Below are 26957 nucleotides of genomic sequence, written 5' to 3'. Positions count from 1 at the left end.
GCAGCGCCAAAACTGAAAACGGCGACGCAGTGCAAGTGCGTCGCCGTTCCAGGGTTACTTATTCCACCACGACCGGAATCTTGCCGATGCGTGATTGCCATTGCCGCGGGCCGGTCTTGTGCACCGATTCACCGGTGGAATCCACCGCCACAGTGACCGGCATGTCCTTGACCTCGAATTCGTAGATCGCTTCCATGCCCAGGTCTTCGAATGCGAGCACGCGTGCGGCCTTGATCGCCTTGGACACCAGATAGGCCGAGCCGCCGACCGCCATCAGATACACAGCCTTGTTGTCGCGGATCGCCTCGATCGCCGCATCGCCACGCTCGGACTTGCCGACCATGCCCAGCAGGCCGGTCTGCTCCAGCATCTGGCGGGTGAACTTGTCCATGCGCGTGGCGGTGGTCGGGCCGGCCGGGCCGACCACCTCATCGCGCACCGGGTCGACCGGGCCGACGTAGTAGATGAAGCGGTTGGTGAAGTCGACCGGCAAGGTTTCGCCCTTGTTGAGCATGTCGATCATGCGCTTGTGCGCCGCGTCGCGGCCGGTCAGCAGCTTGCCGTTGAGCAGCACCACCTCGCCCGGCTTGAAGCTGGCCACTTCCTCACGGGTGATGGTGTCCAGATTGACCCGGCGCGCGTTGGTCGGGTTGTAGGTGAGCTTAGGCCAGTCTTCCAGCGACGGCGGGTCCAGCATCACCGGGCCGCTGCCGTCCAGGGTGAAGTGCGCATGGCGGGTGGCCGCGCAGTTGGGAATCAGCGCCACCGGCAGGTTGGCCGCATGGGTCGGGTAATCCTTGACCTTGATGTCCAGCACCGTGGTCAGGCCGCCCAGGCCCTGCGCGCCGATGCCGAGCGCGTTGACCTTTTCGTAGAGTTCCAGGCGCAGTTCTTCGGCGCGATTGGACGCGCCGCGCGCCTGCAGGTCGACGATGTCGATCGGCTCCATCAGCGCTTCCTTGGCCAGCAGCATGGCCTTTTCGGCAGTGCCGCCGATGCCGATGCCGAGCATGCCCGGCGGGCACCAGCCGGCGCCCATGGTCGGCACGGTCTTGAGCACCCAGTCGACGATGGAGTCGGACGGGTTGAGCATGGCGAACTTGCTCTTGGCTTCCGAACCGCCGCCCTTGGCCGCGACGATCACTTCGACATGGTGGCCAGGCACGATCTTGGTGTTGACCACCGCCGGGGTGTTGTCGCGGGTGTTGGTGCGCTTGCCGGCCGGGTCGGCCAGCACGCTGGCGCGCAGCTTGTTGTCGGGGTGGTTGTAGGCGCGGCGCACGCCTTCGTTGACCATGTCTTCCACGCCCATGGTGGCGTCGTCCCAGCGCACCTGCATGCCGATCTCGAGGAACACGGTAACGATGCCGGTATCCTGGCAGATCGGGCGATGGCCTTCGGCGCACATGCGCGAGTTGATCAGGATCTGCGCGATGGCGTCCTTGGCCGCCGGCGACTCTTCGCGCTCGTAGGCAGCGGACAGGTTCCTGATGTAGTCGACCGGGTGGTAGTAGCTGATGTACTGCAACGCGTCGGCGACGGACTGGATGAGGTCTTCCTGCTTGATCGAGGTCACGGCTGGCTCTACGGCTGGCGGGGGCAATCCAGCCATTTTAGTCGAAACTCCCGGCGTGTCCGGGCGTTGCGTCAATCGAGACGATTGATCGGGCCACCGATCGTGCGCGGGGCTGACCCGCGTATGGGCACGCTGCAGGCAAGCGACCGCGTTGCCTTGCACGCGTGCAGTCGGCAGCGGCGCGCCAATGCCGCCGTGGGCGCGGCGCACCTCCAACACCCCGCGCCGACGCGTGGCGCTGCACACTAAGCCGATGTCAGCCTCCCGTTCCGGCGCCTCTGCGCCTGCCGCTCCCCGTACCGGCCCCACCCTGCGCGAGCGCCTGGATGCGCTGCGCAACCTGCCGCCCTTCCTGCGCCAGATCTGGCAGACCAGCCGCTGGCTGAGCGCCAGCAGCATCGGCTTGCGCGTACTGCGCGCGTTGATGCCGGTGGCCTCGTTGTATATCGGCAAACTGATCATCGACGAGGCCATCCACCTGGTCGGTCAACCGCCGGCCTTCGACTCGCTGGCGCAGGCGCTGGGCAGCGGCCGGCTGAACCGGCTGCTGGAATTGCTGGCGCTGGAACTGGCCCTGGCGATCGGCTCGGACCTGCTCGGCCGGCTGGTCGGCTACGCCGATGCCTTGTTGTCGGAGCTGTTCAACAACGCCGCCAGCGTGCGCCTGATGGAGCATGCCGCGCAGCTGGATCTGGAGGACTTCGAAGACCCCGACCGGCAGGACAAGCTGGATCGCGCGCGGCGCCAGACCATGAACCGCATGAACCTGATGAGCCAGCTGTTCGGCCAGGTGCAGGACGCCATCACCGTGGTCAGCCTGGCAGTGGGCCTGATGGTGTACGCGCCGTGGTTGATCCTGCTGCTGGCGATCGCGCTGATCCCGGCCTTCATCGGCGAGGCGCATTTCAATGCGCTGGGCTATTCGCTCAACTTCCAGTGGACGCCGGAGCGGCGCCAGCTCGACTACCTGCGCCAGGTCGGCGCGAGCGTCGAGACCGCCAAGGAAGTCAAGATCCTCAACCTGCACCGCTTCCTGATCGCACGCTATCGCCGTCTGGCCGACAAGTTCTTCCATGCCAACCGCGCGCTGGCGCGCAAGCGTGCGTTGTGGGGCGCATTGCTGGCTGCGCTTGGCACCTTGGGCTACTACATGGCCTATGGCTACATCGCCTGGCGCACCGTGCGCGGCGATTTCAGCATCGGCGATCTGACCTTCCTGGCCGGCAGTTTCCTGCGCCTGCGCCAGTTGCTGGAAGGCCTGCTGATCGGGTTCTCGCAGGTCGCCGGCCAGGCCTTATATCTGGACGATCTGTATTCGTTCTTCAACATCGTGCCGGAGATCCGCTCGCGCCCGAACGCGCTGCCGGTGCCACGACCGATCCGCCAGGGCTTCGTGTTCGAGGACGTGGGCTTCCGCTACCCGGATGCCGAACAGTGGACGGTGCGGCATCTGGATTTCGAACTGCGTGCCGGTGAAGTGCTGGCGCTGGTCGGCGAAAACGGCGCCGGCAAGACCACCCTGGTCAAGCTGCTGGCGCGGCTGTACGACCCGGACGAAGGCCGCATCCTGCTCGATGGCCGCGACCTGCGCGACTACGACCTGGACGATGTGCGCGCCAACCTGGGCGTGATCTTTCAGGACTTCGTGCGCTATCACCTGAGCGTGGGCGAGAACATCGGTGTCGGCCAGGTCGATGCGATGGACGATGCGCCGCGCATCCGCGCCGCTGCGCAGCGTGCGATGGCCGGCGAGCTGATCGATGGCCTGCCCGATGGCTACGACCAGCTGGTCGGACGCCGCTTCAAGAACAGCGTGGACCTGTCCGGCGGGCAGTGGCAGAAGATCGCCATCGCCCGCGCCTACATGCGCGATGCGCAGCTGATGATCCTGGACGAACCCACCGCCGCCCTGGATGCGCGCAGCGAGTTCGAGGTGTTCCAGCGCTTCAAGGAGCTGTCGGACAACCGCACCGCGGTGCTGATCTCGCACCGCTTCTCCAGCGTGCGCATGGCCGACCGCATCCTGGTGCTGGCCGCGGGCCGCATCGAGGCCAACGGCACCCATGCCGAACTGATGGCCCAGGGCGGGCGCTATGCGGAGCTGTTCGAGTTGCAGGCGGCGGGGTATCGGTGAGGCCGGGATTCGGGAGTCGGGATTGGGGATTCGCAAGAGCAGATCCTGGGTCCTGGACGCATCGGGCTCGCGGATGAGCCGGCAGCTCTTACCAATCCCCAATCCCGACTCCCCAATCCCGGCACCCAAATGAGAGCCTCTCTCATTTGGCCGGCTTGAGGTAGAATTGGCAGGTACTCTTCCCACGACACTTACCGGTATGTCTTCCGCTTTCGGCGCCGAAACGGTGCTTGAGGTCCGTCACTGGACCGATGCCTACTTCAGCTTCACCACCACCCGCGATGCCGGTTTCCGCTTCGAGAACGGGCAGTTCGTGATGATCGGTCTGGAGACCGAGACGCGCCCGCTGCTGCGTGCGTACTCGATCGCCAGCGCCAATTGGGAAGAACATCTGGAGTTCTTCAGCATCAAGGTGCCGGACGGCCCGCTGACCTCGCGGCTGCAGCACATCCAGCCGGGCGACAAGGTGCTGGTCGGCAAGAAACCCACCGGGACGCTGCTGATCAGCGACCTGCACCCGGGCCGCAACCTGTACCTGCTGGGCACCGGTACCGGTCTGGCGCCGTGGTTGTCGGTGATCAAGGACCCGGAAACCTACGAGCGTTTCGACAAGGTGATCCTGACCCAGGGCGTGCGCTTCGTGCAGGATCTGGCCTATCGCGACTACTTCGAGCGCGAGCTGCCGCAGCACGAATTTCTCGGCGACATCCTGCGCGAGAAGTTGCTGTACTACCCGGCGGTGACGCGTGAGGCGTTCGCCAACCAGGGCCGCCTGACCGAGCTGATGGCCGATGGCCGCATGCAGCAGACGCTCGGGTTGCCGCCGCTGGACCCGGCCAACGACCGCTTCATGATCTGCGGCAGCCCGCAAATGCTGGCCGACCTGCGCAGCCTACTGGATGCACGTGGCTTCCAGACCTCGCCACGCATCGGCACGCCGGGGCATTACGTGTTCGAGCGCGCCTTCGTCGAGAAGTGATGCGGCGCGCGTGAAACGCCCGCGCGATGCAGCGTTTACGCAGACCGCGACGCCGGCATGCACTGTCGTAGGAGCGCACCCGGGCGCGATGAGGCGTTCCCGGGAATGCCTCATCGCGCCCAGGTGCGCTCCTACGGTTTGAGCGACGCGCCTTGCGCGATCACGCGCCCAGCGCGCGCTCGATATCTGCTGCCAGCGCTTCCGGCTTGGTGGTCGGAGCGTACCGCTCCAGCACCGTGCCATCGCGGCCGATCAGGAACTTGGTGAAGTTCCACTTGATCGCTTCCGATCCCAGCACGCCGCGCTGTTCGCGTTTGAGCCATTGCCACAGCGGATGCGCGCCGCTGCCATTGACCTCGACCTTCTCGGCCAGCGGAAAATCCACCGCGTAATCGAGCGAGCAGAACTGGCGGATCTGTGCGGCATCGCCCGGCTCCTGATGACCGAACTGATCGCAGGGAAACCCGATCACCACCAGCCCGCGCTCGCGATAGCGCTGCCACAGCGCCTGCAGGCCTGCGTACTGCGGAGTAAAGCCGCATTTCGAAGCGACATTGACCACCAGCACCACCTTGCCGGCGTAATCGCGCAGCGAGCGGGGCCGGCCTTCCAGGTCGGTGAATTCGAACGTGGAGATGTCGCTCATGGCTGCCCTGAAGTGTGCGAGACGGGCAGCGTAACCCAGCAGCCGGCAGCGTCGCATCGCTGTCGCCGAGCGTGTCAGCCGGAAGAGGCGTTTTTCAACGCATGCGTCGCCGCAGCCATCTGGCCCTTCCCGCTGGTCCTCGCCGTTGCCGGCCGCTGACACGGCGCGCTACCGGCCAGCATCCGTCAGGCGGACCGATCGAGACCTCGCTGCCCGCCGAGCAGCCGGAATGCAGCCGAGTGGAACACGCCGCACCGCATGCCGGCAGCGCCGGTCCGGCGGCTGCGCGCCCGTGGTGTCATCGGTCATGTGCCCACAAGACCAGCACCGCTCGTGCCCGCCTGATGGCATCGCAATGACCTTGCAGCCATGCCTTTTGTCACACGCCTGTCCGGCCCGGCTGGGGTAGCCTCGGCGGTTCGCACTTTGGAGCCACCCTCTTGACCACCCGTCTCGCCTTTGCCCTGGCCGCTTCCCTAGGACTTGCCATGCCGTCCTACAGCATCGCCGCACCCGCCACCACGCAGGCCGCCACCCAAGCCAACCCCTTCTTTGCCGACAGCACGCTGCCGCTGCACTACCCGCAGTTCGACAAGATCAAGGACAGCGATTTCGCACCCGCCTTCGACGCCGGCATGACCGAGCAGTTGAAGGAAGTGGAAAAGATCGCCAACCAGAAGGCCAAGCCGAGCTTCGACAACACCCTCATCGCGCTGGAAAAAAGCGGCGCCACGCTGGATCGCGCCACCACGGTGTTCTTCAACCTGGTCGGTGCCGACACCAACGATGCGCGCAAGAAACTGCAGGCCGACTATTCGGCGAAGTTCGCCGCGCACCGCGATGCGATCTCGCTCAATGGCAAGCTGTTCGCGCGTATCCAGACCCTGTACGACCAGCGCAGCAAGCTGGGCCTGGACGCCCAGGGCGTGCGCCTGGTCGAGAAGTACTACAGCGATTTCGTACGCGACGGCGCCAAGCTCTCCGATGCCGACAAGACCACGCTCAAGGCGATGAATGCCGAGCTGGCCAACCTGGGCACCACCTTCAGCCAGAACGTGCTGGCCGAAGTGAATGCCGCCGCCGTTGTCGTCGATGACGTCAAACAGCTCGATGGCCTGTCCGAAGAGCAGATTGCCGCTGCCGCCGAAGCCGCCAAGGCGCGCAAGCTCGACGGCAAGTACGTGATCGCGCTGCTCAACACCACCGGCCAGCCGCCGCTGACCCAGCTGAAGAATCGCGAACTGCGCAAGAAGATCTACGACGCCTCGGTGTCGCGTGGCAGCCACGGCGGCCAGTACGACAACACCGCACTGGTGGCGCGCATCATGAAGCTGCGCGCCGACAAGGCCAAGCTGCTCGGCTTCCCGACCTACGCTGCCTATTCGCTGGAAAACCAGACCGCCAAGACGCCGGAAGCGGTCAACGCGATGCTGGGCAAGCTGGCACCAGCGGCAGTGGCCAATGCCAAGCGCGAAGCGGCCGATCTGCAGGCGATGATCGACAAGGAACAGAAGGCCGCGCGCAAGCCGACCTTCAAGCTCGAAGCATGGGATTGGGCCTACTACAGCGAGAAGGTGCGCCAGGCCAAGTACAACTTCGACGAATCCCAGCTCAAGCCGTACTTCGAGCTGAAGAACGTGCTGGAAAACGGCGTGTTCTATGCGGCCAATCAGGAATACGGCCTGACCTTCAAGCAGCGCACCGATCTGCCGACCTACCGCGACGACATCACCGTCTATGACGTGTTCGACGCCGACGGCAAGCAGCTGGCGATCTTCATCGCCGACATGTATGCACGCGAATCCAAGCGCGGCGGCGCCTGGATGAACTCCTACGTGTCGCAGTCGGCGCTGACCGGTTTCAAGCCGGTGGTCGCCAATCACCTCAACATCCCCAAGCCGCCGGCCGGCCAGCCGACGCTGCTGACCTGGGACGAGGTGACCACCATGTTCCATGAGTTCGGGCATGCGCTGCACGGCATGTTCTCGGACGTCAAATACCCGTATTTCTCCGGCACCAGCGTGCCGCGCGACTTCGTCGAGTTCCCCTCGCAGGTCAACGAGATGTGGGCCGACGAGCCGTCGATCCTGAAGAACTACGCCAAGCATTACCAGAACGGCACGCCGATGCCGCAGGCGCTGCTGGACAAGGTGATTGCCGCCTCCAAGTTCAACCAGGGCTTTGCCACCACCGAGTATCTGGGCGCGGCCATGCTCGATCAGAACTGGCACCAGATCAGCGCCAGCCAGGTGCCCGACGCCGCTGGCGTGATGGCGTTCGAAGCCAAGGCCCTGCAGCAGGACGGCATCGCCTACGCGCCGGTGCCGCCGCGCTACAAGACCCCGTACTTCAGCCACATCATGGGCGGTTACGCGGCCGGCTATTACGCCTACATCTGGTCGGAAGTGCTCGACGCCAACACCCAGCAATGGTTCAAGCAGCACGGCGGGCTGAGCCGCGCCAACGGCGATCGCTTCCGTCAGACCCTGCTCTCGCGCGGCGGCAGCGTCGATGCGATGGAACTGTTCCAGAACTTTGCCGGCCATGCGCCGCAGATCGAGCCCCTGCTCGAGAAGCGCGGCCTGAGTGCGCAAGGTGGCGATGGCGCCACGCCGGAAGCGCCGCAGTCCAAGCCGTAATCGCACTGCGTTGAAACCAAGACGCCGCCCGGAGCGATCCGGGCGGCGTTTTTGATGGTCGCGATGAAGCGGGCTGCGCGAGCCGCAGCCGCCGTGCTCAGAGCTCGACCGAATCCACGCCGTCGAGCAATTTCCTCAACAGCTTTTCCAGCCGCACCTGCTCGGCATCGCTGATGCTGGAGGTCTCTGCATTGAGCAGCGTGCAGGCGTCGGGAAGCAGGCTGTTGATCAACGCCAGGCCTGCCGGCTGCAAGGTCAGCATGATCTTGCGCCGATCGTCCGGGCTGCTGCCACGCGCGATCAAACCCTTCTCGCACAATTGGTCGGTGAGCCGGGTGATGTTGGCCGGCTTTTCGCTGGCGGCCTCGGCCACCTCGGTAGGCGTGATCGCCTGCTCCGGGGTGCCGTAGAGCATCATCAGAATCTCGTATTCCGGCGGGCTGATGCCGTATGGCTTCAGCCGCACACAACCCTGCGTATGCAGTCGCTTGTAGAGATGCTTGATCAGCCGCACCAGGACGGCTGGTTCACGCGGAAACGCCGGATAGCGCACACAGGTGTGGTCCACGCGACTTGCGGTTGGATCGAAACTACTCATATCACCCGTTTGATTACATTACTGAATGGCCAAGCCATTCAATCACATCATCTGCGGGGTGACACCTCAGCGTGCGAAGAGATGTACATATTCCGGCGCGACCGACGCCAACAATGTCGAGGCAGCGACCTCGGCCGTTTGCGTGCCATCCGAATACGGCCCCACCTGATACGGCGGAAACACGAACCGAAGCGCGGTGATCTGCCCGGCCGGATTGAGCACCGGCACGAACTGAGCAAAGTTGTCGACCTGCGCGGCAGTGCCTTCGGCAATCATGCGATCGGCCGAGGCCACCTGCTCGGCCTGTTCTGCGACCGGCACGCGATCGGCTTCCACGCGCTGGGTGGCGGCGTTGTGCAATTGCACGGCCACCTCGCGCCCGATCTTTTCCCAGCCTGCCGGGTCCGGAATCAAGGCCTGCGCGGTCAATTGCCTGCGCTCCTTGACCAGCCAGACAAAGCGCGCCACCAACGGCTCGCCATGCGCACCACCGGTATAGCGGCTGCCGTCAGCGGACACGACGATCAGGTCCGGGGTCTGCAATACGGTCTCGAACGCCAGCGACAACTCGTAAGGTGCGGCCGGCTTGTCGTTGCCGAGCCCGGACACCGCCTCCATGAGTTCGGCGCGTGCTGCCTGCGCATAGCTGCGGATCAGTGCGCTCAGCTCGGGAAACGCGTCCAGCCCACGCGGATAGCTGATACCCACCATGTAGGCGGGTGCTTGCTCGATCACATCCTCCAGCGGGCCGCTTTGCACCAGCACGGGCTCGGCCGGCGGTGCCGCGGCAGCGGTTGCGTCAGCTGCCGGCTGTGCCGATTCGGCCGTTGTCGGCTCGCGCTGCGTACATCCTGCCAACACGGCCAGCATCAGCAAGCCCCGGACTGCGTTCACTCCTGACAACCGCCCCATTCCCACCTGCTCCCCATCGATACATCTGCAAAGACACGCTGCCGGCGATCAGGCCAGCAGATCCTGAAACTGTTGGTGCCGCCGGACATACGCCTCGGCATAGCTGCAGGCAGGCACGACCTTGTAGCCCTGCTGGCGCGCATGCGCCAAGGCAGCCTCGACCAGCACTGCGGCAATGCCGCGTCCACCGATCGCGTCGGGCACATGCGTATGCGTGATGGTCATGCGCTCGCCTTCCAGACGGTATGCCAGCTCGGCATGTTGTCCATCGGTGTCTACGCTGAAGAGCTGCTGCGTGGAATCGTGGTCTGCCTGCACTGTCGCTGCCTCCATGGTGGTCTGCACGAGGCAGTGACGATGGCGAGCAGTGTGACCAGCGCGGCGCCGCGCCTGCGTGAAAATGAATCGATGCTGTGACCGCCCGCGCAGCCTGCCGAACCGGCACTTAAGTTCGCTCGCGCCGCGCCGATAGCTCAGCCGAAGGCGCCCGTTGCACCCGGGCCGGTGCGACCCGCCGACGCCTTCGCCTTACCTACGAGGAGTCACCGCATGCACAACGATTCGGCAGGACACAGCGCAGACAGCGATAGCTCGCTGCTGGAAGGCCTGTTCCAGTTCGCCATCAAGGGCGACACCCACAACCCCGACTTCGCGCAGCTCAACGACACGGTGTACCAGCGCCTGCAGCAGGCCTACGGGTCGGTGCCCGCCGGCAGCGTCGCTGGCGACCAGAAACGCGACGCGGCCTGAGCCGGCGTCGCATCACTGCCCAGGACCACTCGCGCACTCGCGAGGGTCCTGGTCCGGTCGCCCAAGGCGACCCGCTCATCCCGACAACTTCGACCTAACCGCGCGTGCCCACCGGCGGCCAGCGGTCGGTTTGCCAACCGATCAGCCGAAACGCGGATTGGATAGCTGCTCCAGGAATACCTGCAGCACGCGCGGCTCCATGATCAGCATGAACATCACGCCGAACGCGGCACCGGCCAGGTGCGCGCTGTGGTTGATGCGATCGCCGCCGCGGCGGTCCATCCACAGGCTGTAGCCGACATAGAACACCGCGTAGATGATCGCCGGCGCCGGAATGAACAGCACCAGGATGATGGTCCACGGCTGCAGCAGGATGAAGGCGAACAACACCGCCGACACCGCGCCGGAGGCGCCCAGGCTGAGATAGTTCGGGTTCTTCTGGTTCTTCAGATAGCTGGGCAGGATCGAGACCACCAGCGCCGCCAGATAGAACAGCGGATAGGTCAGCACGCTGCCGGTCAGCTGGGTCATCACGTTTTCGATCACCCGGCCGAAGAAGAACAGCGTGATCATGTTGAAGACCAGGTGGCCCAGATCGGCATGGATGAAACCGTAGGTGACCAGGCGGTCGTACTGCTTGTGCTTGTCCAGCGCCGGCGGCCACAGGATCAGGCGGTCAGCCAGCTTGCGGTTGTTGAACGCCATCCACGAGACGATGCCGGTGATGGCGATCAGGATCAGGGTAATCATGCGGACCTCAGGCAGAACGGTAATTGTCGACCATGCGATACCCGCGCGCGTACAGGCCGAAGGCCAGTGCCGCCAGGAACGCGAAGGCCGCGAAGAAGAACATCAGAAATGCCGCTTCGCTGAGCCCAGTATCGGCGATGTGGGAGGTCACCGTGGCGTTGCGCACCGCCACGTTCGACAGCAGCACCCATAGATTGCCCACCGTGGTGGTCAGATACCAGAAGCTCATCACCACGCCCTTCATCGACGGCGGTGCCTGGCTGTAGGCGAACTCGATCCCGGTGGCCGACACCAGCACCTCGCCGAAGGTCAGCAGCGCATAGGGCAGGATCTGCCAGGCGATATGCATCGGCTCGCCGCCGTCCATGCTGATCTGGATGGCACCGACCGCAATCCAGGCAAGGCCGCCGAAGGCGATGCCGCAGGTCATGCGGCGCAGCGCTGTCGGCTCCCAGCCGCCACGTCGCAGCAGCGGATACAGCACCAGATTGTTGAACGGGATCAGCAGCATCACCAGCAGCGGATTGAGCGCCTGCATCTGCGAGGCGGTGAACCAGGCCGGCATCGTCATCTCGCGCCCCTGCAGGACCCAGGTCGAGGCCTTCTGGTCGAACAGCGAAAAGAACGGCGTCACCAGCGCAAAGATCACCAGCACCCGCAGCAGCGCGCGCACGCCTTCGACCGCGGTATCGGGATGGATGCCGCGCGCACGCTCCAGCTGCCACCAGGTGCCGCCGCCGATGCCGGCCAGCAACAGCACCAGCGCCATGCACAGGCAGATGACGATGCCGAGCTGGTCGACCAACGCGAAGCAGGCCAGCGCCAGCAGCACCGACACCACTGCCAGCATCAGTCCAGGACGGCCCTGCCCCGGCGCCTGTGTCAGCAATGCGGTGCGCACCACCGCACCGAAGCCGTGCGGGTCCTTCGGCGGCAACGGCACCCGCACATAGCGCCTGCGGCCCAGCCAGAACACCAGCGTGGCCACGAACATCAGGATGCCGGGAATGCCAAACGCCCACGCCGGGCCCAGGTTCTTCAGCGCCAGCGGGATCAACAACGAGGCGAACAACGAGCCGAAGTTGATGATCCAGTAGAAGCCGTCGAACACCACCTTGGCCAGGTGCTTGTTGGACTGGTCGAACTGGTCGCCCATGAACGAGGCCACCAGCGGCTTGATGCCGCCCGCACCCAGCGCGATCAGACCCAGCCCGAGGAAGAAGCCGCTGCGGCTGCCTTCGAACAGGGCCAGGCAGGCATGCCCGGCGCAATACACCAGGCTGAACCACAGGATGGTGTTGTATTTGCCGAAGAAGCGATCGGCCAGCCAACCGCCGAGCAGCGGGAAGAAAAACACCCCGATCATGAAGCTGTGCAGGATGTGCTTGGCCTCGGCCTCGCGGCCGGGTCCGCTGACCTCCTGCAACAGCAGCGAGGTGATCAGGAACTGCACCAGGATGTTGCGCATCCCGTAGAAGCTGAAACGCTCGCAGGCTTCGTTGCCGATGATGAAGGGTATCTGGCGCGGCAGCCGCGCATCGGCAGTGGGGCCCGGCAAGGTGGAAGTGGTCAAGGGCAGTCCGGTCGAGCAGAAAACACGCGCTATCGTACCGGCGGCCGCCGGTTGGCCGCCATCGCGACTATGGGATAAGGCCTTGGATGCGCCGCTGCATGCATTGACGCCGCTGCGCTCGTTGCCGCCGTAGCGGTGCAGCTGACACAACGTCCGGCCCAGGCGTGCCGAAAAATGCTGCCGGTACGCCGCAACCACGCCGATCACACGCAAGTCATGACGCAGTGCAGATTGGCCTGCTGCGCCGGCTCGGCTACATTGCAAACGTTTTCCTGGAACACTGGACCGCTGGATGCCCCGCTTCACCCGCCTGGCCCTGAGCCTGTTGCTGCTGACCACCACCCTTGCCGCACTGGCCGCCGAACCGCTGACCACCCAGGCCGAGCGCAGCGGGTTTGCGCAAACCGGACGCTACGATGAAGTCATCGCGCTCTGCGATGCCTTTGCGCAGCGCTACCCGCAGGCGGTGCGCTGCATCGAGTTCGGCACCACCCCGGAAGGCCGGCCGATGAAGGCGCTGATCATCTCCACCAGCGGCGCACTGGATGCCGACAGCGCTGCGCAGCGCAAGTTGCCGGTGGTGCTGGTGCAAGGCGGCATCCATGCCGGCGAGATCGACGGCAAGGACGCGGGCTTTCTAGCCCTGCGCGAATTGTTGGACGGCAAAACCGGCAAAGGCGTGCTCGACAAACTGGTCTGGGTGTTCGTGCCGGTGTTCAACGTCGACGGCCATGAGCGCTTCGGCGCCTGGAACCGACCCAATCAGCGCGGCCCCGAGCAAATGGGCTGGCGCACCACCGCGCAGAACCTCAATCTCAATCGCGACTACCTCAAGGCCGACGCGCCGGAAATGCAGGCGATGCTGCGGCTGGTGCAGCAGTGGGATCCGCTGATGTATGTGGACCTGCACGTCACCGATGGCGCCAAGTTCGAGCACGACGTGTCGGTGCAGGTGGAACCCGTGCACGCCGGCGATGCCACGCTGCAACGCGACGGCACGCGCTGGCGCGATGCGGTGATTGCCGACCTGTCCAGACAGGGCTCGCTGCCGCTGCCGTATTACCCCTCGTTCGTGCACGAGGACGACCCGACCTCGGGCTTTGCCGACGACGTGTCGCCGCCGCGGTTTTCGCATGGCTATTTCCTGCTGCGCAACCGCTTCGGCATGCTGGTGGAAACGCATTCGTGGAAGACCTACCCGGTGCGCGTACGCGTCACCCGCAACGCCATCGTGTCGGTGCTGCAGCAGACCGCGCGCAACGGCGCCAGCTGGCGCGCCGATGCGCTGGCGGCCGATCAGCGCGCCACCAGACTGGCCGGCGAGATGGAGCCGTTGAGCTTCGCTGCCGGCCCGGCCGCACGCACCGTGGCCTTCCGTGGTTACGCCTACACGCGTACGCCCTCACCGATTTCCGGCGCGTTGATGACGCGCTACGACGAGACCAGGCCGCAACTCTGGAAGGTGCCGTTACGCGATCAGATCAAGCCGGACGTGGTGGTCGATGCGCCACGCGGCGGCTACCTGGTGCCTGCCGCGCAAGCGGCGCTGGTGGCGGAGAAACTGCGCCTGCACGGCATCGCCTTCGACACCATCGCCACCACTGCCGCGCATCCGGTGCAGGGCTTCCGTGCCGACAAGGCAACCTTTGCCGCGCGCTCCAACGAAGGACACCAGAACCTGGAGATCACCGGGCAATGGCGCGATGAAACCCGCACCGTGCCGGCCGGCTCCTTGTTCGTGCCGATCGCCCAGGCCAGGTCGCGCCTGGTGATGGCGATGCTGGAACCGCAGGCGCCGGATTCACTGCTGCAATGGGGCCTGTTCAACACCGCATTCGAGCGCAAGGAATACATGGAGGACTACGTCGCCGAAGAGGTGGCCCGCGACCTGCTCGAGCGCGACCCGGCAGTGAAGGCGCAATTCGAACAGCGCCTGGCCAACGATGCGGCCTTCGCGGCCGACCCGAAGGCACGCCTGGAATTCTTCGCGCGCCTGCACTCCTCCTGGGACGAGCGCTACCGCCTGTATCCGGTGTTGCGCACGGCACAGACGCAGTTCTGAGCCGGCGCCCGCTTCCGGCAAGCATCTGATTCGGCGCGTACGCGCGCCTTTCGAACCTGGGCACCGCGGTGCCCTCCCCTGATTGCAACCGCACCACAAGGACCACCCGTGCCACATCTCGATATGAAACCGTTTACACACTCCAGGCCACGCCGTCTCGCGCTGGCCATCGCCCTTGGCGTCAGCACCGCGTTTGCCGCCCCGCTCGGCGCACAGACCGCCGCTGCAGCGCAGCCGTGGATGGACACCGCGCTGACCGCGGACCAGCGCGCCGACCGTCTGCTCGCGCAGATGAGCGAGGATGAAAAATTCCAGATGCTGCGCAGCTACTTCGGCCTGGGCACCGACAAGATTCCCAAGCCCGAGGGCGCGCTGGGCTCGGCCGGCTATGTCCCCGGCGTCCCACGGCTGGGCATCCCGGCGCAGCAACTGGCCGATGCCGGCGTGGGCGTGACCAATCCCGGCGGCATCCGCAAGGGCGACTTCGCCACCGCGATGCCGTCCGGCCCGTCGGCCGCGTCGAGCTGGAATCCGCAGCTGGCCTATGCCGGCGGCAAGACCATGGGCCGCGAATCCTGGCAGCAGGGCTTCAATGTGCTGCTGGCCGGCAGCGTCAACCTGCAGCGCGACCCGCGCAACGGACGCAATTTCGAATATGCCGGCGAAGACCCGCTGCTGGCCGGCACCATGGTCGGCGAGTCGATCCGCGGCGTGCAGAGCGAGCATGTGCTGTCGACGATGAAGCACTACGCGCTCAACGACATGGAGACGCGACGCAATTTCCACAGCGCCGAGATCGGCGAGCAGGCGATGCATGAATCGGACCTGCTGGCGTTCGAGATCGCCTTGAAGATCGGCGACCCGGCCTCGGTGATGTGCTCCTACAACAAGATCAACGGCATCTATGGCTGCGAGCACGATTACCTGCTCAACCAGGTACTCAAGCAGGAATGGAAATACCCCGGCTACGTGATGTCCGACTGGGGCGGCGTGCACAGCGGCTCCAAGGCGGCCCTGGCCGGACTCGATCAGCAATCGGCCGGCGAAGTGTTCGATGCGGCGGTGTTCTTCGACGCACCGTTGCGCATGGCGGTGTCGGCCGGCGTGGTGCCGCGCGCGCGCTTTGACGACATGGTCAAGCGCGTGCTGCGCAGCCTGTTCGCGCATGGCGCGTTCGACCATCCCACTAAGCGCCAGCCGATCGACGGCAAGGCCGGGCAGCTGTCCGCGCAGCATGTTGCCGAAGAAGGCAGCGTGCTGCTGCGTAACGAGCAGGCCACCTTGCCGCTATCCAAGGATGTGCGCCGCATCGCGGTGATCGGTGGGTATGCCGACAAGGGCGTGATGTCCGGCGGCGGTTCCTCGCGTGTGGACTACACCATCAACGGTGGCAACGCCGTACCCGGCCTCAATCCGACCACCTGGCCCGGCCCGGTGATCATCCATCCGTCCTCGCCGCTGCAGGCATTGCGCGCCGCGTTGCCGAACGTGCAGATCGATTATGTCGACGGCAAGGACCGCGCTGCCGCGGCACGCGCGGCCAAGGCCGCCGATGTGGCGATCGTGTTCGCCACCCAATGGTCGGCCGAATCGGTGGACCTGCCGGACATGCAATTGCCCGATAACCAGGACGCCTTGATCGAAGCGGTGGCCAAGGCCAACCCCAAGACCACCGTGGTGCTGGAAACCAACGGCCCGGTGCGCATGCCCTGGGCCGAGCGCGTGCCGGCGGTGCTGCAGGCGTGGTATCCGGGCATCGGCGGCGGTGAGGCGATCGCCAACCTGCTGACCGGTGCGGTGAACCCTTCCGGCCATCTGCCGGTGACCTGGCCGGTGGACGAATCGCAGCTGCCGCGTCCCTCGATCCCGGGCCTGGGCTTCAAGCCGGCCAAGCCGGGCGAAGACAGCATCGACTACGCCATCGAAGGCGCCAACGTCGGCTACAAGTGGTTCGCCGCGCGCAAGCTGACCCCGCGTTATCCATTCGGCCATGGCCTGTCGTACACGCAGTTCCGCATGGGCGGGCTGCGCGTGGAAGCCAATGGCAGCCAGCTCACGGCGAACTTCGAGGTGGAAAACATCGGCCAGCGCGAAGGCGCCGCCGTGCCGCAGCTCTACGTCACCCTGCCCGACGGCCACGCCACCCCGCTGCGCCTGATCGGCTGGCAGAAGCTCACGCTCAAGCCGGGCGAAAAGCGCGCCGTGCAGGTGATCGCCGAACCCAAGACGCTGGCCGACTTCGATGCCAAGGCGCGTCACTGGACGATTGCCGCCGGCACCTATCGCGTGCAGCTGGCACGCTCGGCAGGCGAACCGGTGCAGAGTGCAGAGGTCAGCTTGCAGGCGGCGCAGCTGCCGTAATCCGGTGTGGTGGCGGGCATGCAGTGCGCATGTCCGCCACGCCGTCTTCTCCTTTCGCCAGCAGACACCGGCCACCACGAAAAATTTGTGCCGGATGCGTTGACAGCGTCGCGCGCAACTTGCACAATTCGCGTCCTGAGTCGCCCAGGTGGCGGAATTGGTAGACGCACTAGCTTCAGGTGCTAGCGGGGGCAACTTCGTGGAGGTTCGAGTCCTCTCCTGGGCACCACGACTCACGGTAGATCGTAAAAAACCCCGCTCAGGCGGGGTTTTTTGCGTCTGGGCCATGCGATTGCACGATGGTCGGCATCGGTGATGTCTGCAGATCGGCAGCGTCGCAAGGGTGCGGCGCCAATGACTTTCGACACGCGACCAGCTGTTGCCGCTGTAGCGACCATGCGCAACGCCTCCACGACGGCAGCACGCTCCATGCGCATCCTCCTCTGGCTTGCCCTGCTGCCGGCCGTTGTCAGTCCGCATGCACGGGCACAACACACCGACAAACACGATGCTCCGCGCCATCGCGCGCAGGTGTCTTCGCAGCAATGCGGTCTGGGCACACCGTTCAACGTGCTCGCCGACAGCGGCGGCATCTGGCTTTACCGCGACAGCGATTGGCCACGCGAAATTTTCTTCCACGGCGGCGAACTGAGCATCGACCACAAGCTGCAGCAGACCAGCACGGCCGATGCACGACGCCTCTGGGAGATGGAACAGCGCACCCGCGCATTGATGCCGCAGGTTGCCGGCATTGCCTATCAGGTGATCGACCTGAGTTACGACGCGCTCGGTGGTGTCATCGAGGTCATGACAGGCAGTGCGCTCAACGCCCGCAAGATCAAACGGCTGCGTAAACGCGCACGCGCGTATGTCGACGGCACCCTGGGCAAGGGGCGTTGGGAGCAGAAGGCCTTCGACGGCAACTTCGCAAATTACGTCGAACACGAAGCCGAGCAATTCAAGGGCAGCATCGCGCGCCACATGCTCTGGCAGATCGTCACCGGGCGTTCGGACGGAATCGACAAACGCGCCCAACAGATGGAGGGCCAACTGGATGCAAGGCTGGATGCCCAGGCGTCCACCATCGAGGCCAGCGCCAACGCGCTGTGTACCCAGGTGCAGGCACTGCGTCAGTTAGAGGGCGCCCTCGAGTTCCGCTACCAGGGCAAGCGGCTGCAACTGCTCGCACCCCTGCAGGACGACACGCCGCGCCAAGACACCGAACAGGCCGAACCGAAGCCCGACAACGGCGACGCACCACCGAACCGCGCAGTCGGGCTGCAACCAGCAACAAACAGCTGAGGCCTCACGCCCTCGGTCGAATCATTGTTTCCCGGGCGGGGCGGGCATGTCCTTGATGCTCTGCCGGATGGTGCTCGAACGGGCGAGATCTCCGCTTGCTTCATACGCCTCGGCAAGGCTGTCCAGCGCATTGCGGGACGCCGGAAACAGCAACACATTGAGCGCGAACACACGAATCGCCGCATCTGCGCCGGTCGAAGCCGCAGCGCCCTCACCGCTCCAAACGGTTCGTTGGTTGCTTCAAAAAGCACTACGCACACCGACCATCCCGACTGGTCCTTGCCCGCCCACCGCCGCGGGACCTTACGCGGCATGGATGCCGCATAAGCGCCTACACGGACGTAGTTGCGGCGTGTCCTGCGAGGGTGGGCGGGCAAGGGCCCTGCAGCCAAGTCGCAGATCACGCGCTCTGCACTGGACCAACGCGAGGTCGTGGTCTTAGCCGATGTTAGAGCGGCCAAGCACCTTGTCACCCGCGCCTAATGCCCACCCGCCGCCGCTGCACCGCCGGCACCCGCACCGAACGGCGGTTTGGCCAGCCACAGGAAGAAGATGATCGCCAGAAACGTCCAGCCGAGCAGGTAGAAGATGTCGTTGAAGCCCATCTGCGAGGCCTGGTGATTGATCATGTTGTTGAGCGAGGCCGCGCCGCGTTGCAGGTCGCCCTGCCCCATCGCGGTGACCTGCTCCTGCATGCCCGGGGTGTAGACCGAGATGTGTTCGGTGATGTGCGCGTGGTGCACCTGGGTGCGGCGTGCCCACAGATAGGTGGTCAGCGATGCGGCGAAGCTGCCGCCCAGGGTGCGCAGGAAGGTGGCCAGGCCGGAACCTGCGGCGATCTCGCGACCGTCCAGGTCCGAGAGCAGAATCTGCAGCACCGGCATGAAGAACAAGGCCACACCCACGCCCATCACCAATTGCACGGTGGCCACATGGCTGAAGTCCACCTGCAGGTTGAAGTTGGAGCGCAGGAAGCTGGTGAACGACAGGAAGATGAAGGCGACGGTGGCGAGCATGCGCAGGTCGAAACGCAGTGCGTACTTGCCCACGAATGGCGTCATCAGCACCGGCAGGATGCCGATCGGCGCGGTGGCAAGGCCGGCCCAGATCGCGGTGTAGCCCATGTCGCGTTGCAGCCATTGCGGGATCAGCAGACTCACGCTGAAAAACGCCGCATAGGCCACCACCATCGCCAGCGTGCCGGCGCGGAAGTTGCGATGCCGGAACAGCTTGAGATCGACGATGGGATCCTTGTCGGTGAGTTCCCAGATCACAAACACCACCAGCGCCACGGCAGCGACGCAGGCCAGCACCACGATCTTGTCGGAAGAGAACCAGTCCTCGTCGTTGCCCAGGTCCAGCACCAGCTGCAGCGCACCGACGCCGACCACCAGCAGGATCAGGCCGATGTAGTCCATGCGCGGCTTTTCCAGCTGCTCGGGGCGATGGCGCAACTGCGAGCCGACAATGCTGCTGGCGATGATGCCCAGCGGTACGTTGATCAGGAAGATCCATTCCCAGCTGTAGTTGTCGGTGATCCAGCCGCCCAGGATCGGCCCGGCAATCGGCGCCACCACGGTGATCATCGCCAGCAAGGCGAGCGCCTGCCCGCGTTTTTCGCGCGGGTAGATCGACACCAGCAGGCTCTGGGTGATCGGGTACATCGGCCCGGCAACAAACCCCTGCAGCGCGCGCGACACCACCAGCATGCCCATGCTCTGGGCCAGGCCGCACAGCAACGAGGCCACGGTAAAGGCCAGCGTCGACCACACGAACAACTTGGTCTCGCCGAAGCGGCGGCTCAGCCAGCCGGTCAGCGGCAGGGCGATCGCGGTGCTGACCGCGAACGAGGTGATGACCCAGGTGGCCTGCTGCGAACTGGCGCCGAGATTGCCGGCGATGGTCGGCAACGAAACGTTGGCGATGGTGGTGTCCAGCACCTGCATGAACGAGGCCATCGCCAGGCCCACGGTGCACAGCGCCACGCTCGCCGGGCGAAAGCCGGCAGCGGGCGCAGGTGCCGAGGGACCGCCTGGCGCGGTGGGAGCTTGCGAAGACATGCTGGCTTAGCCCGCCTTGGACGCAGCCTGCGCAGGCAGGTTGTCCTGGATGATGCGTTGGATGTCCGCGTCGGCGGCCTGCAACTGCTGCGCATACACGTCGGTGGAGAACACCGCGCCATTGGCGAACTTGGTCGGCAGCACGCTGCCCTGCTGGTCATGCAGGTTGACGTCGACCTTCATCGACAAACCGATGCGCAGCGGATTGCCGGCCAGTTGTTTGGCATCCACCGCAATGCGCACCGGCACGCGCTGCACGATCTTGATCCAGTTACCGCTGGCGTTTTGCGCCGGCAACAGCGAGAACGCGCTGCCGGTGCCCAGGCCCAGGCTTTCGATGCGGCCGGTGTAGTCCACGCCGCCGCCGTACAGATCCGAATGCAGCTCCACTTCCTGGCCCAGGCGCATGTGCTTGAGCTGGGTTTCCTTGAAGTTGGCTTCCACCCACACCTGCTCCAGCGGCACCACCGCCATCAGCACGCTGCCGGGCTGCACACGCTGGCCCAGCTGCGCCGAGCGACGCGCCACGTAGCCGGACACCGGCGCGATGACACCGGTGCGCGCATGGTTGAGATAGGCCTGACGCAGCTGCGCGGCGGCAGTCTGCACGTCCGGCTGGTTGGCCACCGCACTGTCGTCCACCAGCGCGCGGTTGCGTTCAAAGCTCTCGCGCGAACCGCTCACCGCCGCTTCGGCAGCGGCCAGTTCCTCGCGGGCATGCGCCAGTTCTTCGTTGGAGATCGCGCCGCTGGCGGCCAGATCCTTGCGGCGTGCGAAGTCGGCACGTGCGCTGCGCAGGCTCACCTCGCGCGAGGACAGTTCGGCCTGTGCGCCTTCCACGCTGCGGTACAAACCACGCACCTGGCGCACGGTCTTGGCCAGATTGGCCTCGGCCTGCTGCAATGCGACTGCGGTGTCGGCCGGGTCCAGCTGCACCAGCAACTGGCCGCGCTCCACGCGCATGCCGTCTTCGGCGCCGATGCTGACCACGGTGCCGCCGACCATCGGGGTGATCTGCACCTGGTTGCCCTGCACGTAGGCGTCGTCGGTGTCCTCGTGCCAGCGGCCGACCAGGAAGTACCACACCACAAGACCGATGATCGCCAGGATCACCACAATGGCCACGATGCGCAGCGCCGCACGGCGCTTGCTGGGCGCGGCCGGCGCAGGTTGGGAAGAAGTTGGAGTCGTCTGGCTCATCGTCGCTGTCTCAGGAATTCGGTTGTGCGGAAGTGGTCGCGGCGTGTGCGGTGTCGCGCGCAGGTTCCGGCGTGAATCCGCCGCCCAGGGCACGCTGCAACCTCACCGAGGCCAACAGTTGTTGCGATTGCAGGCTGGCCATGCGCTGGCGTGCGAGCAGCAGCTGCTCCTGCACGCTGAGCACTTCCAGGTAGCTGCCGATGCCGGCGCGGTAGCGTTGCTGCGCAAGCGCGAAGGCGGCGGTCACGGTCTGCACGGCGTCGTCCTGCGCGCGCGCACGCTGCTCCAGCGAACGCACGGCGTTGACCTGGTCGGCCACCTCGCGCAGGGCGTCGATCACCTTCTGGTTGTAATCGGCCACCGCCAGATCGTATTGCGCATCGCTGCCGGCCAGATTGGCGCGCAGCTTGCCGCCATCGAAAATCGGCAGGCTCAGCGCCGGCGCAACCACCCCGAACACCGAGGCGCTTTCCAGCAACTGGCCGACATCGCGATTCACCACACCGCCCAGCGCAGTGATGTTGAAACTGGGGTAGAAACGGGTCTTGGCGGCGGCGATATCCTGATCGGCGGCCTCCACGCGCCAGCGCGCGGCGACCACATCGGGGCGGCGGCCCAGCAGGTCGGCGGGCAGGTTGCTCGGCAGCTGCGTGGCGATGGCCGCCCCCAGCGTCGGGCGCGCGATCTCCAGCCCGCGAGCCGGGCCCTGCCCGGACAGCGCGGCCAGGGCGTTGCGCGCCTCGTCGATCTGCTGCTGCGCGGACTGCAGCTGCTGCTGCGCCGACGGTACGCGAGCCTGTGCCTGGCGCACCTGCAGATCGCTGTCGATGCCGGCGCCGCGGCGCTGCCGGGTGAGCTCCAGGGTCTTCTGCACGCGGGTCAACTCATCGTTGGCCACGTCGTGCAGGCGCCATGCGTAGTCGAGCTGCGCATAGGCTTCGGCGATCGCCGCCGACAGGTTCAGGCGTGCCGCCTGTGCGTCCACCTCGGCCGCATGCGCCTGGTCCACCGCCGCTTCCCAGGTGGCGCGCTTGCCGCCCCACAGGTCCACGCCATAGCGGAAGTCCAGCACCAGTTGGCCGTTGCCGCCGAACTTGCCGCCGCGCTCATCGCCCACCATCGATTCGGGCAACTGCACGCCCGCATAGCCACCGGACGCCGACAGGCTGGGGCCGCGATCGGCCTGCGCGCTACCGATGCGTGCCTGCGCCTGACGCAGGCGCGCATCGGCCGCCGCCAGGCTGGGACTGTGCTGCAGGCCTTCGGCGATCAGCGCGTTCAATTGCGCATCGCCCAGGGCGCGCCACCAATCGCTGGCCGGCCAGGCGGCCGGGCTCAGGTTGGCCTGCGCGAGGGTGCGCTCGGCATGCAGTGCGCCCGGTTCCAGCATGGTGCCCTGCGGGGCAAGCCCGCGGCTGCTGGCGCAGGCGGCCAGCGCCAGCGTCAGCGCAGTGAGGACGAGCGGCCGCGCAAGCTGCGTGGACCGCAGGCGCAGTATCTGGATCGGGGAACTAGCAGCGTTCATGAGTTGAGTGCATCGCGGACACGGATGAGAAGAGAGGTGAGTTGCTCGCGCTCGGGCGGGGCCAGATCGCGCAAGCCATGCTCGATGGCGCGCTCGCCGCGCAGCTTCAGGCGCTCCCACAGCGCCACGCCCTGTTCGGTCATGACGATCTGCAGCGCGCGCCGGTCCTGCGCATGTGGCTCGCGTCGCACCGCACCGAGCGCTTCGAGCTTGTCGAGCAGGCGGGTGACCGCGCTCGGGGTCTGGTCCAGCGCCAGCGCCAGCTCGTTGGCCGTGCAGGGCGAGCGCACCGCCAGGATCTTCAGGCCGACGTAGTGGCTGAAGCCGAAGTCCGGCAGCTCGCCTTTCATTTCTGCATCGAGCTGACGCATCAGCGCATCGCGCACCTGGCGCAACAGCAGGCCGAACGACGGCGAGGCGGTGGAGAGGTCATTCATGGCGGGCTATTTTCTTCCGAAAAATATATTTGTCAACGCAAATATTTCTAACGGGATTAAACCGCCAGCAAGGATCGCCACCTTACGCGCCTGCACCGCTGGCCTGGTAATACAATTGCGCCAATGACTGTCGAAAATCCGCCAACCACGCGCGATGCCCTGCCACCCGGCGTGCGCGCCAGCTTCGAGTGGGCCGACGGACCGGAGGTGATCGCGTTCCTGGCCGATCTGCGCGCGGTATGGGCGCCGGAGACGGTTCGGCATGCGCATGTCCGCGGGCAGCTGATGTATGTCGAGCACGGCGTGCTGACGGTGCACACCGAGCAGGGAACCCTGTCGCTACCGCCGGGCTGCGCCGGCTGGATGCCGCCCGGCCAGCAGCACACCGTGGAACTCGCGGGCCCGCTGCGCGGCTGGGGCGTGGTGGTCCGGCCGGACGCCTGCGCCGCGTTGCCCGCGCAAGGCGGGGTGATCCGCCTGACCGGGCTCGCCCGCGAGGTGATCATGCGCGCGGCCGACTGGCCGCTGGGCCAGCCGCTCGACCCTGCCCGGCAACGCCTGGCCGCGGTGCTGCTGGACGAACTGCACCAGGTGCAGATCGACCACCTGCACCTGCCGATGCCAGCCGACCGGCGGTTGCTGCGCATCGCCCGGCAGTTGCTCGATACCCCAGCCGACCCGCGCCCGCTGGACGCCTGGGCCGACTGGGGCGGGCTGTCGGCGCGCAGCCTGAGCCGGCATTTCCGCAGCGAGACCGGGCTGAGTTTCGCGCAGTGGCGGCAACAGGCCCGGCTGGCAGAGGCACTGCGGCGGCTCAGCCAGGGCAGCCCGGTCGCCCAGGTCGCCGACCAGCTCGGATACAGCAGCCCCAGCGCCTTCGTCAGTGTGTTCCACCGCCATTTCGGCGCTCCCCCCACGCGTTATCTGGCCGGCACGCATGCGCGCGGCTTGGCATCCCCCGCCGCATCCGGATAATCGGCGCTCTTCGAGCTCGCGCCACGGCGCGGGCTCCTCTTTCGTAGGACCTGGCTTTACATGACCGATCTGACCCGCCCCACCTTCCATGGCTTCGAGCAGCTGCCGCTGCGCGAGTACGCCGAACGCGCCTATCTCGACTATTCGATGTACGTGGTGCTCGACCGCGCCCTGCCGTTCCTGGGTGACGGCCTGAAGCCGGTGCAGCGGCGCATCATCTTCGCGATGAGCGAGCTGGGCCTGAATGCCGCTGCCAAGCCGAAGAAATCCGCGCGCACCGTGGGCGACGTGATCGGTAAGTACCACCCGCACGGCGACAGCGCCTGCTACGAAGCACTGGTGCTGATGGCGCAGCCGTTCTCGTATCGCTACCCGCTTATCGAAGGCCAGGGCAACTTCGGCTCCACCGACGACCCCAAGTCGTTCGCGGCGATGCGTTACACCGAATCCAAGCTGACCCCAATCGCCGAGGTGCTGCTGGGCGAAATCGGCCAGGGCACCACTGATTGGGCGCCCAACTTCGACGGCACTCTGGAAGAGCCGACCTGGCTGCCGGCGCGCCTGCCGCACCTGCTGCTCAACGGCACCACCGGCATCGCAGTGGGCATGGCCACCGACGTGCCGCCGCACAACCTCAACGAGATCGTCAGCGCGCTGCTGCGCCTGCTCGACAACCCCGATGCCACGGTCGCCGAGCTGTGCGAACACGTGCTTGGCCCGGACTATCCGACCACCGCCGAGATCATTACCCCGGCGGCCGATCTGCGCGCAATCTACGAGACCGGCCACGGCAGCGTGCGTGCGCGCGCCACCTACAAGAAAGAACACGCCAACATCGTCATCGATGCGTTGCCGTACCAGGTCTCGCCGTCCAAGGTGATCGAGCAGATCGCCCAGCAGATGCGCGCCAAGAAGCTGCCATGGCTGGAAGACATCCGTGACGAGTCCGACCACACCAGCCCGGTGCGGGTGGTGCTGGTGCCGCGCTCCAACCGTGTCGATGCCGAGCAGCTGATGGGCCACCTGTTCGTCACCACCGACCTTGAGCGCAGCTACCGCGTCAATCTCAACGTGATCGGCCTGGATGGCCGCCCGCAGGTCAAGAACCTCAGGCATTTGCTGAGCGAGTGGCTGAGCTTCCGCAGCGACACCGTCACCCGCCGCCTCAACCATCGCCTGCAGAAGGTCGAGCGCCGCCTGCACCTGTTGGAAGGGTTGTTGATCGCCTTCCTCAACCTGGACGAAGTGATCCGCATCGTCCGCAGCGAGGACGAACCCAAGCCGGTGCTGATCGCGCGCTTCGCGCTCAGCGAAGAACAGGCCGAATACATCCTGGAAACCAAGCTGCGCCAGCTGGCACGCCTGGAAGAAATGAAGATCCGCGGCGAGCAGGAAGCGCTGGCCAAGGAACGCGCGCAGTTGATGGCGATCCTGGAAAGCAAGACCAAGCTGAAGAAGCTGATTAAGGACGAGCTGACCGCCGACGCCAAGAAGTTCGGCGACGCGCGTCGCTCGCCGCTGGTGCAGCGTGGCGCCGCGCAGGCGATCGACGAAACCGAGATGGTCACCAGCGAACCGATGACCGTGGTGCTGTCGGAAAAGGGCTGGGTACGCGCGGCCAAGGGCCACGAGGTCGACCCGGCCGGCATGTCCTACCGCGAAGGCGACAGCCTGCTGGCAGCGGTGCGCAGCCGCAGCACGCATCAGGTGGCGTTCCTGGATTCGGAAGGCCGCGCCTATTCGACCGCGGTGCACACCCTGCCCTCGGCACGTGGCAATGGCGAACCGCTGACCGGCCGTTTCTCGCCGGCCTCGGGCGCGGCGTTCCAGGTCATGGCCAGCGCCGACAACGCCACCCGCTTCGTGCTGGCGTCCTCGCACGGCTACGGCTTCGTCACCCGCTTCGAAAACCTCACCGGCCGCAACAAGGCGGGCAAGGCGATGCTCAACTTGACCACCGGCGCGCATGTGCTGACGCCTGCGCAGGTGACCAATCCGCAGAGCGACCGCATCGTCGCTGTCACCAGTGCCGGCAATCTGCTGGCGGTGACCGCCAGCGACGTGCCCGAGCTGGACAAGGGCAAAGGCAACAAGATCATCGACATCCCCAAGGCCAAGCTCGGTACCGAGCGCGTGGTCGCGGTGGTGGCGGTGGCACCGGGCAACACGCTGCTGGTGCGCAGCGGTGCACGCACCATGAGCCTATCGTTCAAGGATCTGGATACCTATGTGGGTGCGCGTGCGAGTCGCGGGGCATTGTTGCCGCGAGGGTGGCAAAAGGTGGACGGGCTGGAAGTGCAATAACGGCTGTTCACCGACGTGGCGCGCAGCGGCGCGTTCGAGACTGTCGCTGCCTCGATTCTGCCGATTTGCTGCAGGGCCCTTGCCCGCCCACCATCGCGGGACACGCCGCAAGTACGTCCGTGTAGGCTCTTACGCGGCATCCATGCCGCGTAAGGTCCCGCGACGGTGAGCGGG

The 26957-nt window shown here is 65.8% G+C and carries 21 protein-coding genes and 1 tRNA gene; 10 read left to right on the top strand and 12 right to left on the bottom strand.

The features are described from left to right. Positions 1-58: 58 nt before the first annotated feature. On the bottom strand, positions 59-1576 hold the full coding sequence (locus tag ABQY74_RS07660) for a fumarate hydratase (protein WP_039528185.1): 1518 nt from the start codon (positions 1574-1576) through the stop codon (positions 59-61). A gap of 253 nt (positions 1577-1829) precedes the next feature. Here ABQY74_RS07660 and ABQY74_RS07655 point away from each other — a divergent pair, with 253 nt between their 5' ends. Both ABQY74_RS07655 and ABQY74_RS07650 read left to right on the top strand, forming a co-directional pair. Beyond that, positions 1830-3710: an ABC transporter ATP-binding protein gene (locus ABQY74_RS07655; protein WP_349793785.1), complete on the top strand. Its 1881-nt coding sequence runs from the start codon at positions 1830-1832 to the stop codon at positions 3708-3710. Between the two features lie 199 nt (positions 3711-3909). After that, entirely contained in the window at positions 3910-4689 is a 780-nt protein-coding gene (locus ABQY74_RS07650) for a ferredoxin--NADP reductase (RefSeq protein WP_024938919.1), read from the top strand. Positions 4690-4849: 160 nt separating this feature from the next. Here the strand turns inward: ABQY74_RS07650 and ABQY74_RS07645 are convergent, their stop codons facing one another. Then, on the bottom strand, positions 4850-5335 hold the full coding sequence (locus ABQY74_RS07645) for a glutathione peroxidase (protein WP_102253988.1): 486 nt from the start codon (positions 5333-5335) through the stop codon (positions 4850-4852). 440 nt (positions 5336-5775) lie between these two features. Between ABQY74_RS07645 and ABQY74_RS07640 the strand changes: the two genes are divergently transcribed. Further along, positions 5776-7974: a M3 family metallopeptidase gene (locus ABQY74_RS07640; protein WP_172837930.1), complete on the top strand. Its 2199-nt coding sequence runs from the start codon at positions 5776-5778 to the stop codon at positions 7972-7974. Positions 7975-8071: 97 nt separating this feature from the next. Here ABQY74_RS07640 and ABQY74_RS07635 read toward each other — a convergent pair whose 3' ends face one another. From ABQY74_RS07635 to ABQY74_RS07625, 3 genes are all read right to left on the bottom strand, one after another. Continuing rightward, on the bottom strand, positions 8072-8572 hold the full coding sequence (locus tag ABQY74_RS07635; protein ID WP_039520389.1) for a MarR family winged helix-turn-helix transcriptional regulator: 501 nt from the start codon (positions 8570-8572) through the stop codon (positions 8072-8074). Positions 8573-8638: 66 nt separating this feature from the next. Continuing rightward, a complete protein-coding gene (locus ABQY74_RS07630) occupies positions 8639-9484 on the bottom strand; it encodes a DUF3298 and DUF4163 domain-containing protein (RefSeq protein WP_104573246.1) in 846 nt (281 codons plus the stop codon). Positions 9485-9532: 48 nt separating this feature from the next. Continuing rightward, positions 9533-9817 (bottom strand): GNAT family N-acetyltransferase, encoded by a 285-nt coding sequence (locus ABQY74_RS07625; RefSeq protein ID WP_104574191.1) that lies wholly within the window; start codon positions 9815-9817, stop codon positions 9533-9535. A gap of 216 nt (positions 9818-10033) precedes the next feature. On the opposite strand from ABQY74_RS07625, the gene ABQY74_RS07620 reads away from it, so the two are divergent. Beyond that, entirely contained in the window at positions 10034-10234 is a 201-nt protein-coding gene (locus tag ABQY74_RS07620) for a hypothetical protein (protein WP_102253992.1), read from the top strand. A 141-nt stretch (positions 10235-10375) separates the two neighbouring features. Here the strand turns inward: ABQY74_RS07620 and ABQY74_RS07615 are convergent, their stop codons facing one another. Together ABQY74_RS07615 and ABQY74_RS07610 are read right to left on the bottom strand one after the other, a co-directional pair. Further along, on the bottom strand, positions 10376-10984 hold the full coding sequence (locus ABQY74_RS07615; RefSeq protein ID WP_039520379.1) for a rhomboid family intramembrane serine protease: 609 nt from the start codon (positions 10982-10984) through the stop codon (positions 10376-10378). A 7-nt stretch (positions 10985-10991) separates the two neighbouring features. Beyond that, complete coding sequence (locus tag ABQY74_RS07610) at positions 10992-12557, bottom strand: oligopeptide:H+ symporter (RefSeq protein WP_349793788.1); 1566 nt, start codon at positions 12555-12557, stop codon at positions 10992-10994. Between the two features lie 292 nt (positions 12558-12849). Here ABQY74_RS07610 and ABQY74_RS07605 point away from each other — a divergent pair, with 292 nt between their 5' ends. The 4 genes from ABQY74_RS07605 (at position 12850) to ABQY74_RS07590 (ending at position 18282) form a co-directional block, all read left to right on the top strand. Next, positions 12850-14619 carry a M14 family metallopeptidase gene (locus ABQY74_RS07605; protein WP_349793789.1) on the top strand — a complete coding sequence of 590 codons (1770 nt, stop codon included), beginning with the start codon at positions 12850-12852 and terminating at the stop codon, positions 14617-14619. Between the two features lie 123 nt (positions 14620-14742). Next, positions 14743-16980, top strand: coding sequence for a glycoside hydrolase family 3 C-terminal domain-containing protein (locus tag ABQY74_RS07600; RefSeq protein ID WP_349793790.1), 2238 nt, complete (start codon positions 14743-14745; stop codon positions 16978-16980). Between the two features lie 142 nt (positions 16981-17122). Beyond that, positions 17123-17209, top strand: a tRNA-Leu gene (locus ABQY74_RS07595). A 125-nt stretch (positions 17210-17334) separates the two neighbouring features. Beyond that, complete coding sequence (locus tag ABQY74_RS07590) at positions 17335-18282, top strand: DUF2884 family protein (protein ID WP_372470059.1); 948 nt, start codon at positions 17335-17337, stop codon at positions 18280-18282. A gap of 21 nt (positions 18283-18303) precedes the next feature. On the opposite strand, the gene ABQY74_RS07585 is transcribed toward ABQY74_RS07590, so the two are convergent. The 5 genes from ABQY74_RS07585 to ABQY74_RS07565 all read right to left on the bottom strand — a co-directional run bounded on the left by ABQY74_RS07585 (position 18304) and on the right by ABQY74_RS07565 (position 23504). Further along, the gene (locus ABQY74_RS07585) at positions 18304-18453 is read right to left on the bottom strand and encodes a hypothetical protein (RefSeq protein WP_349793791.1); all 150 of its coding nucleotides are present in this window, start codon (positions 18451-18453) and stop codon (positions 18304-18306) included. Positions 18454-18761: 308 nt separating this feature from the next. Next, positions 18762-20342 (bottom strand): DHA2 family efflux MFS transporter permease subunit, encoded by a 1581-nt coding sequence (locus ABQY74_RS07580; protein WP_024938907.1) that lies wholly within the window; start codon positions 20340-20342, stop codon positions 18762-18764. A gap of 6 nt (positions 20343-20348) precedes the next feature. After that, positions 20349-21542 carry an efflux RND transporter periplasmic adaptor subunit gene (locus ABQY74_RS07575; protein ID WP_024938906.1) on the bottom strand — a complete coding sequence of 398 codons (1194 nt, stop codon included), beginning with the start codon at positions 21540-21542 and terminating at the stop codon, positions 20349-20351. A 10-nt stretch (positions 21543-21552) separates the two neighbouring features. Continuing rightward, positions 21553-23040: an AdeC/AdeK/OprM family multidrug efflux complex outer membrane factor gene (locus ABQY74_RS07570; RefSeq protein ID WP_349793843.1), complete on the bottom strand. Its 1488-nt coding sequence runs from the start codon at positions 23038-23040 to the stop codon at positions 21553-21555. Between the two features lie 23 nt (positions 23041-23063). Next, complete coding sequence (locus ABQY74_RS07565; RefSeq protein ID WP_016904051.1) at positions 23064-23504, bottom strand: MarR family winged helix-turn-helix transcriptional regulator; 441 nt, start codon at positions 23502-23504, stop codon at positions 23064-23066. A 123-nt stretch (positions 23505-23627) separates the two neighbouring features. Between ABQY74_RS07565 and ABQY74_RS07560 the strand changes: the two genes are divergently transcribed. Together ABQY74_RS07560 and parC are read left to right on the top strand one after the other, a co-directional pair. Next, positions 23628-24479 (top strand): helix-turn-helix domain-containing protein, encoded by an 852-nt coding sequence (locus tag ABQY74_RS07560; protein ID WP_039520365.1) that lies wholly within the window; start codon positions 23628-23630, stop codon positions 24477-24479. A 60-nt stretch (positions 24480-24539) separates the two neighbouring features. Next, positions 24540-26783, top strand: a complete 2244-nt coding sequence (gene parC, locus ABQY74_RS07555; protein ID WP_065050095.1) for a DNA topoisomerase IV subunit A — start codon at positions 24540-24542, stop codon at positions 26781-26783. The last annotated feature ends 174 nt before the right edge of the window (positions 26784-26957 follow it).

The organism is Xanthomonas sp. WHRI 7064 (genome assembly GCF_040202355.2).
In the GTDB taxonomy this organism is placed as follows: domain Bacteria; phylum Pseudomonadota; class Gammaproteobacteria; order Xanthomonadales; family Xanthomonadaceae; genus Xanthomonas; species Xanthomonas arboricola.
Note: the sequence above shows the minus strand (reverse complement) of the source record. Positions and strands in the feature narration are given on the sequence as shown.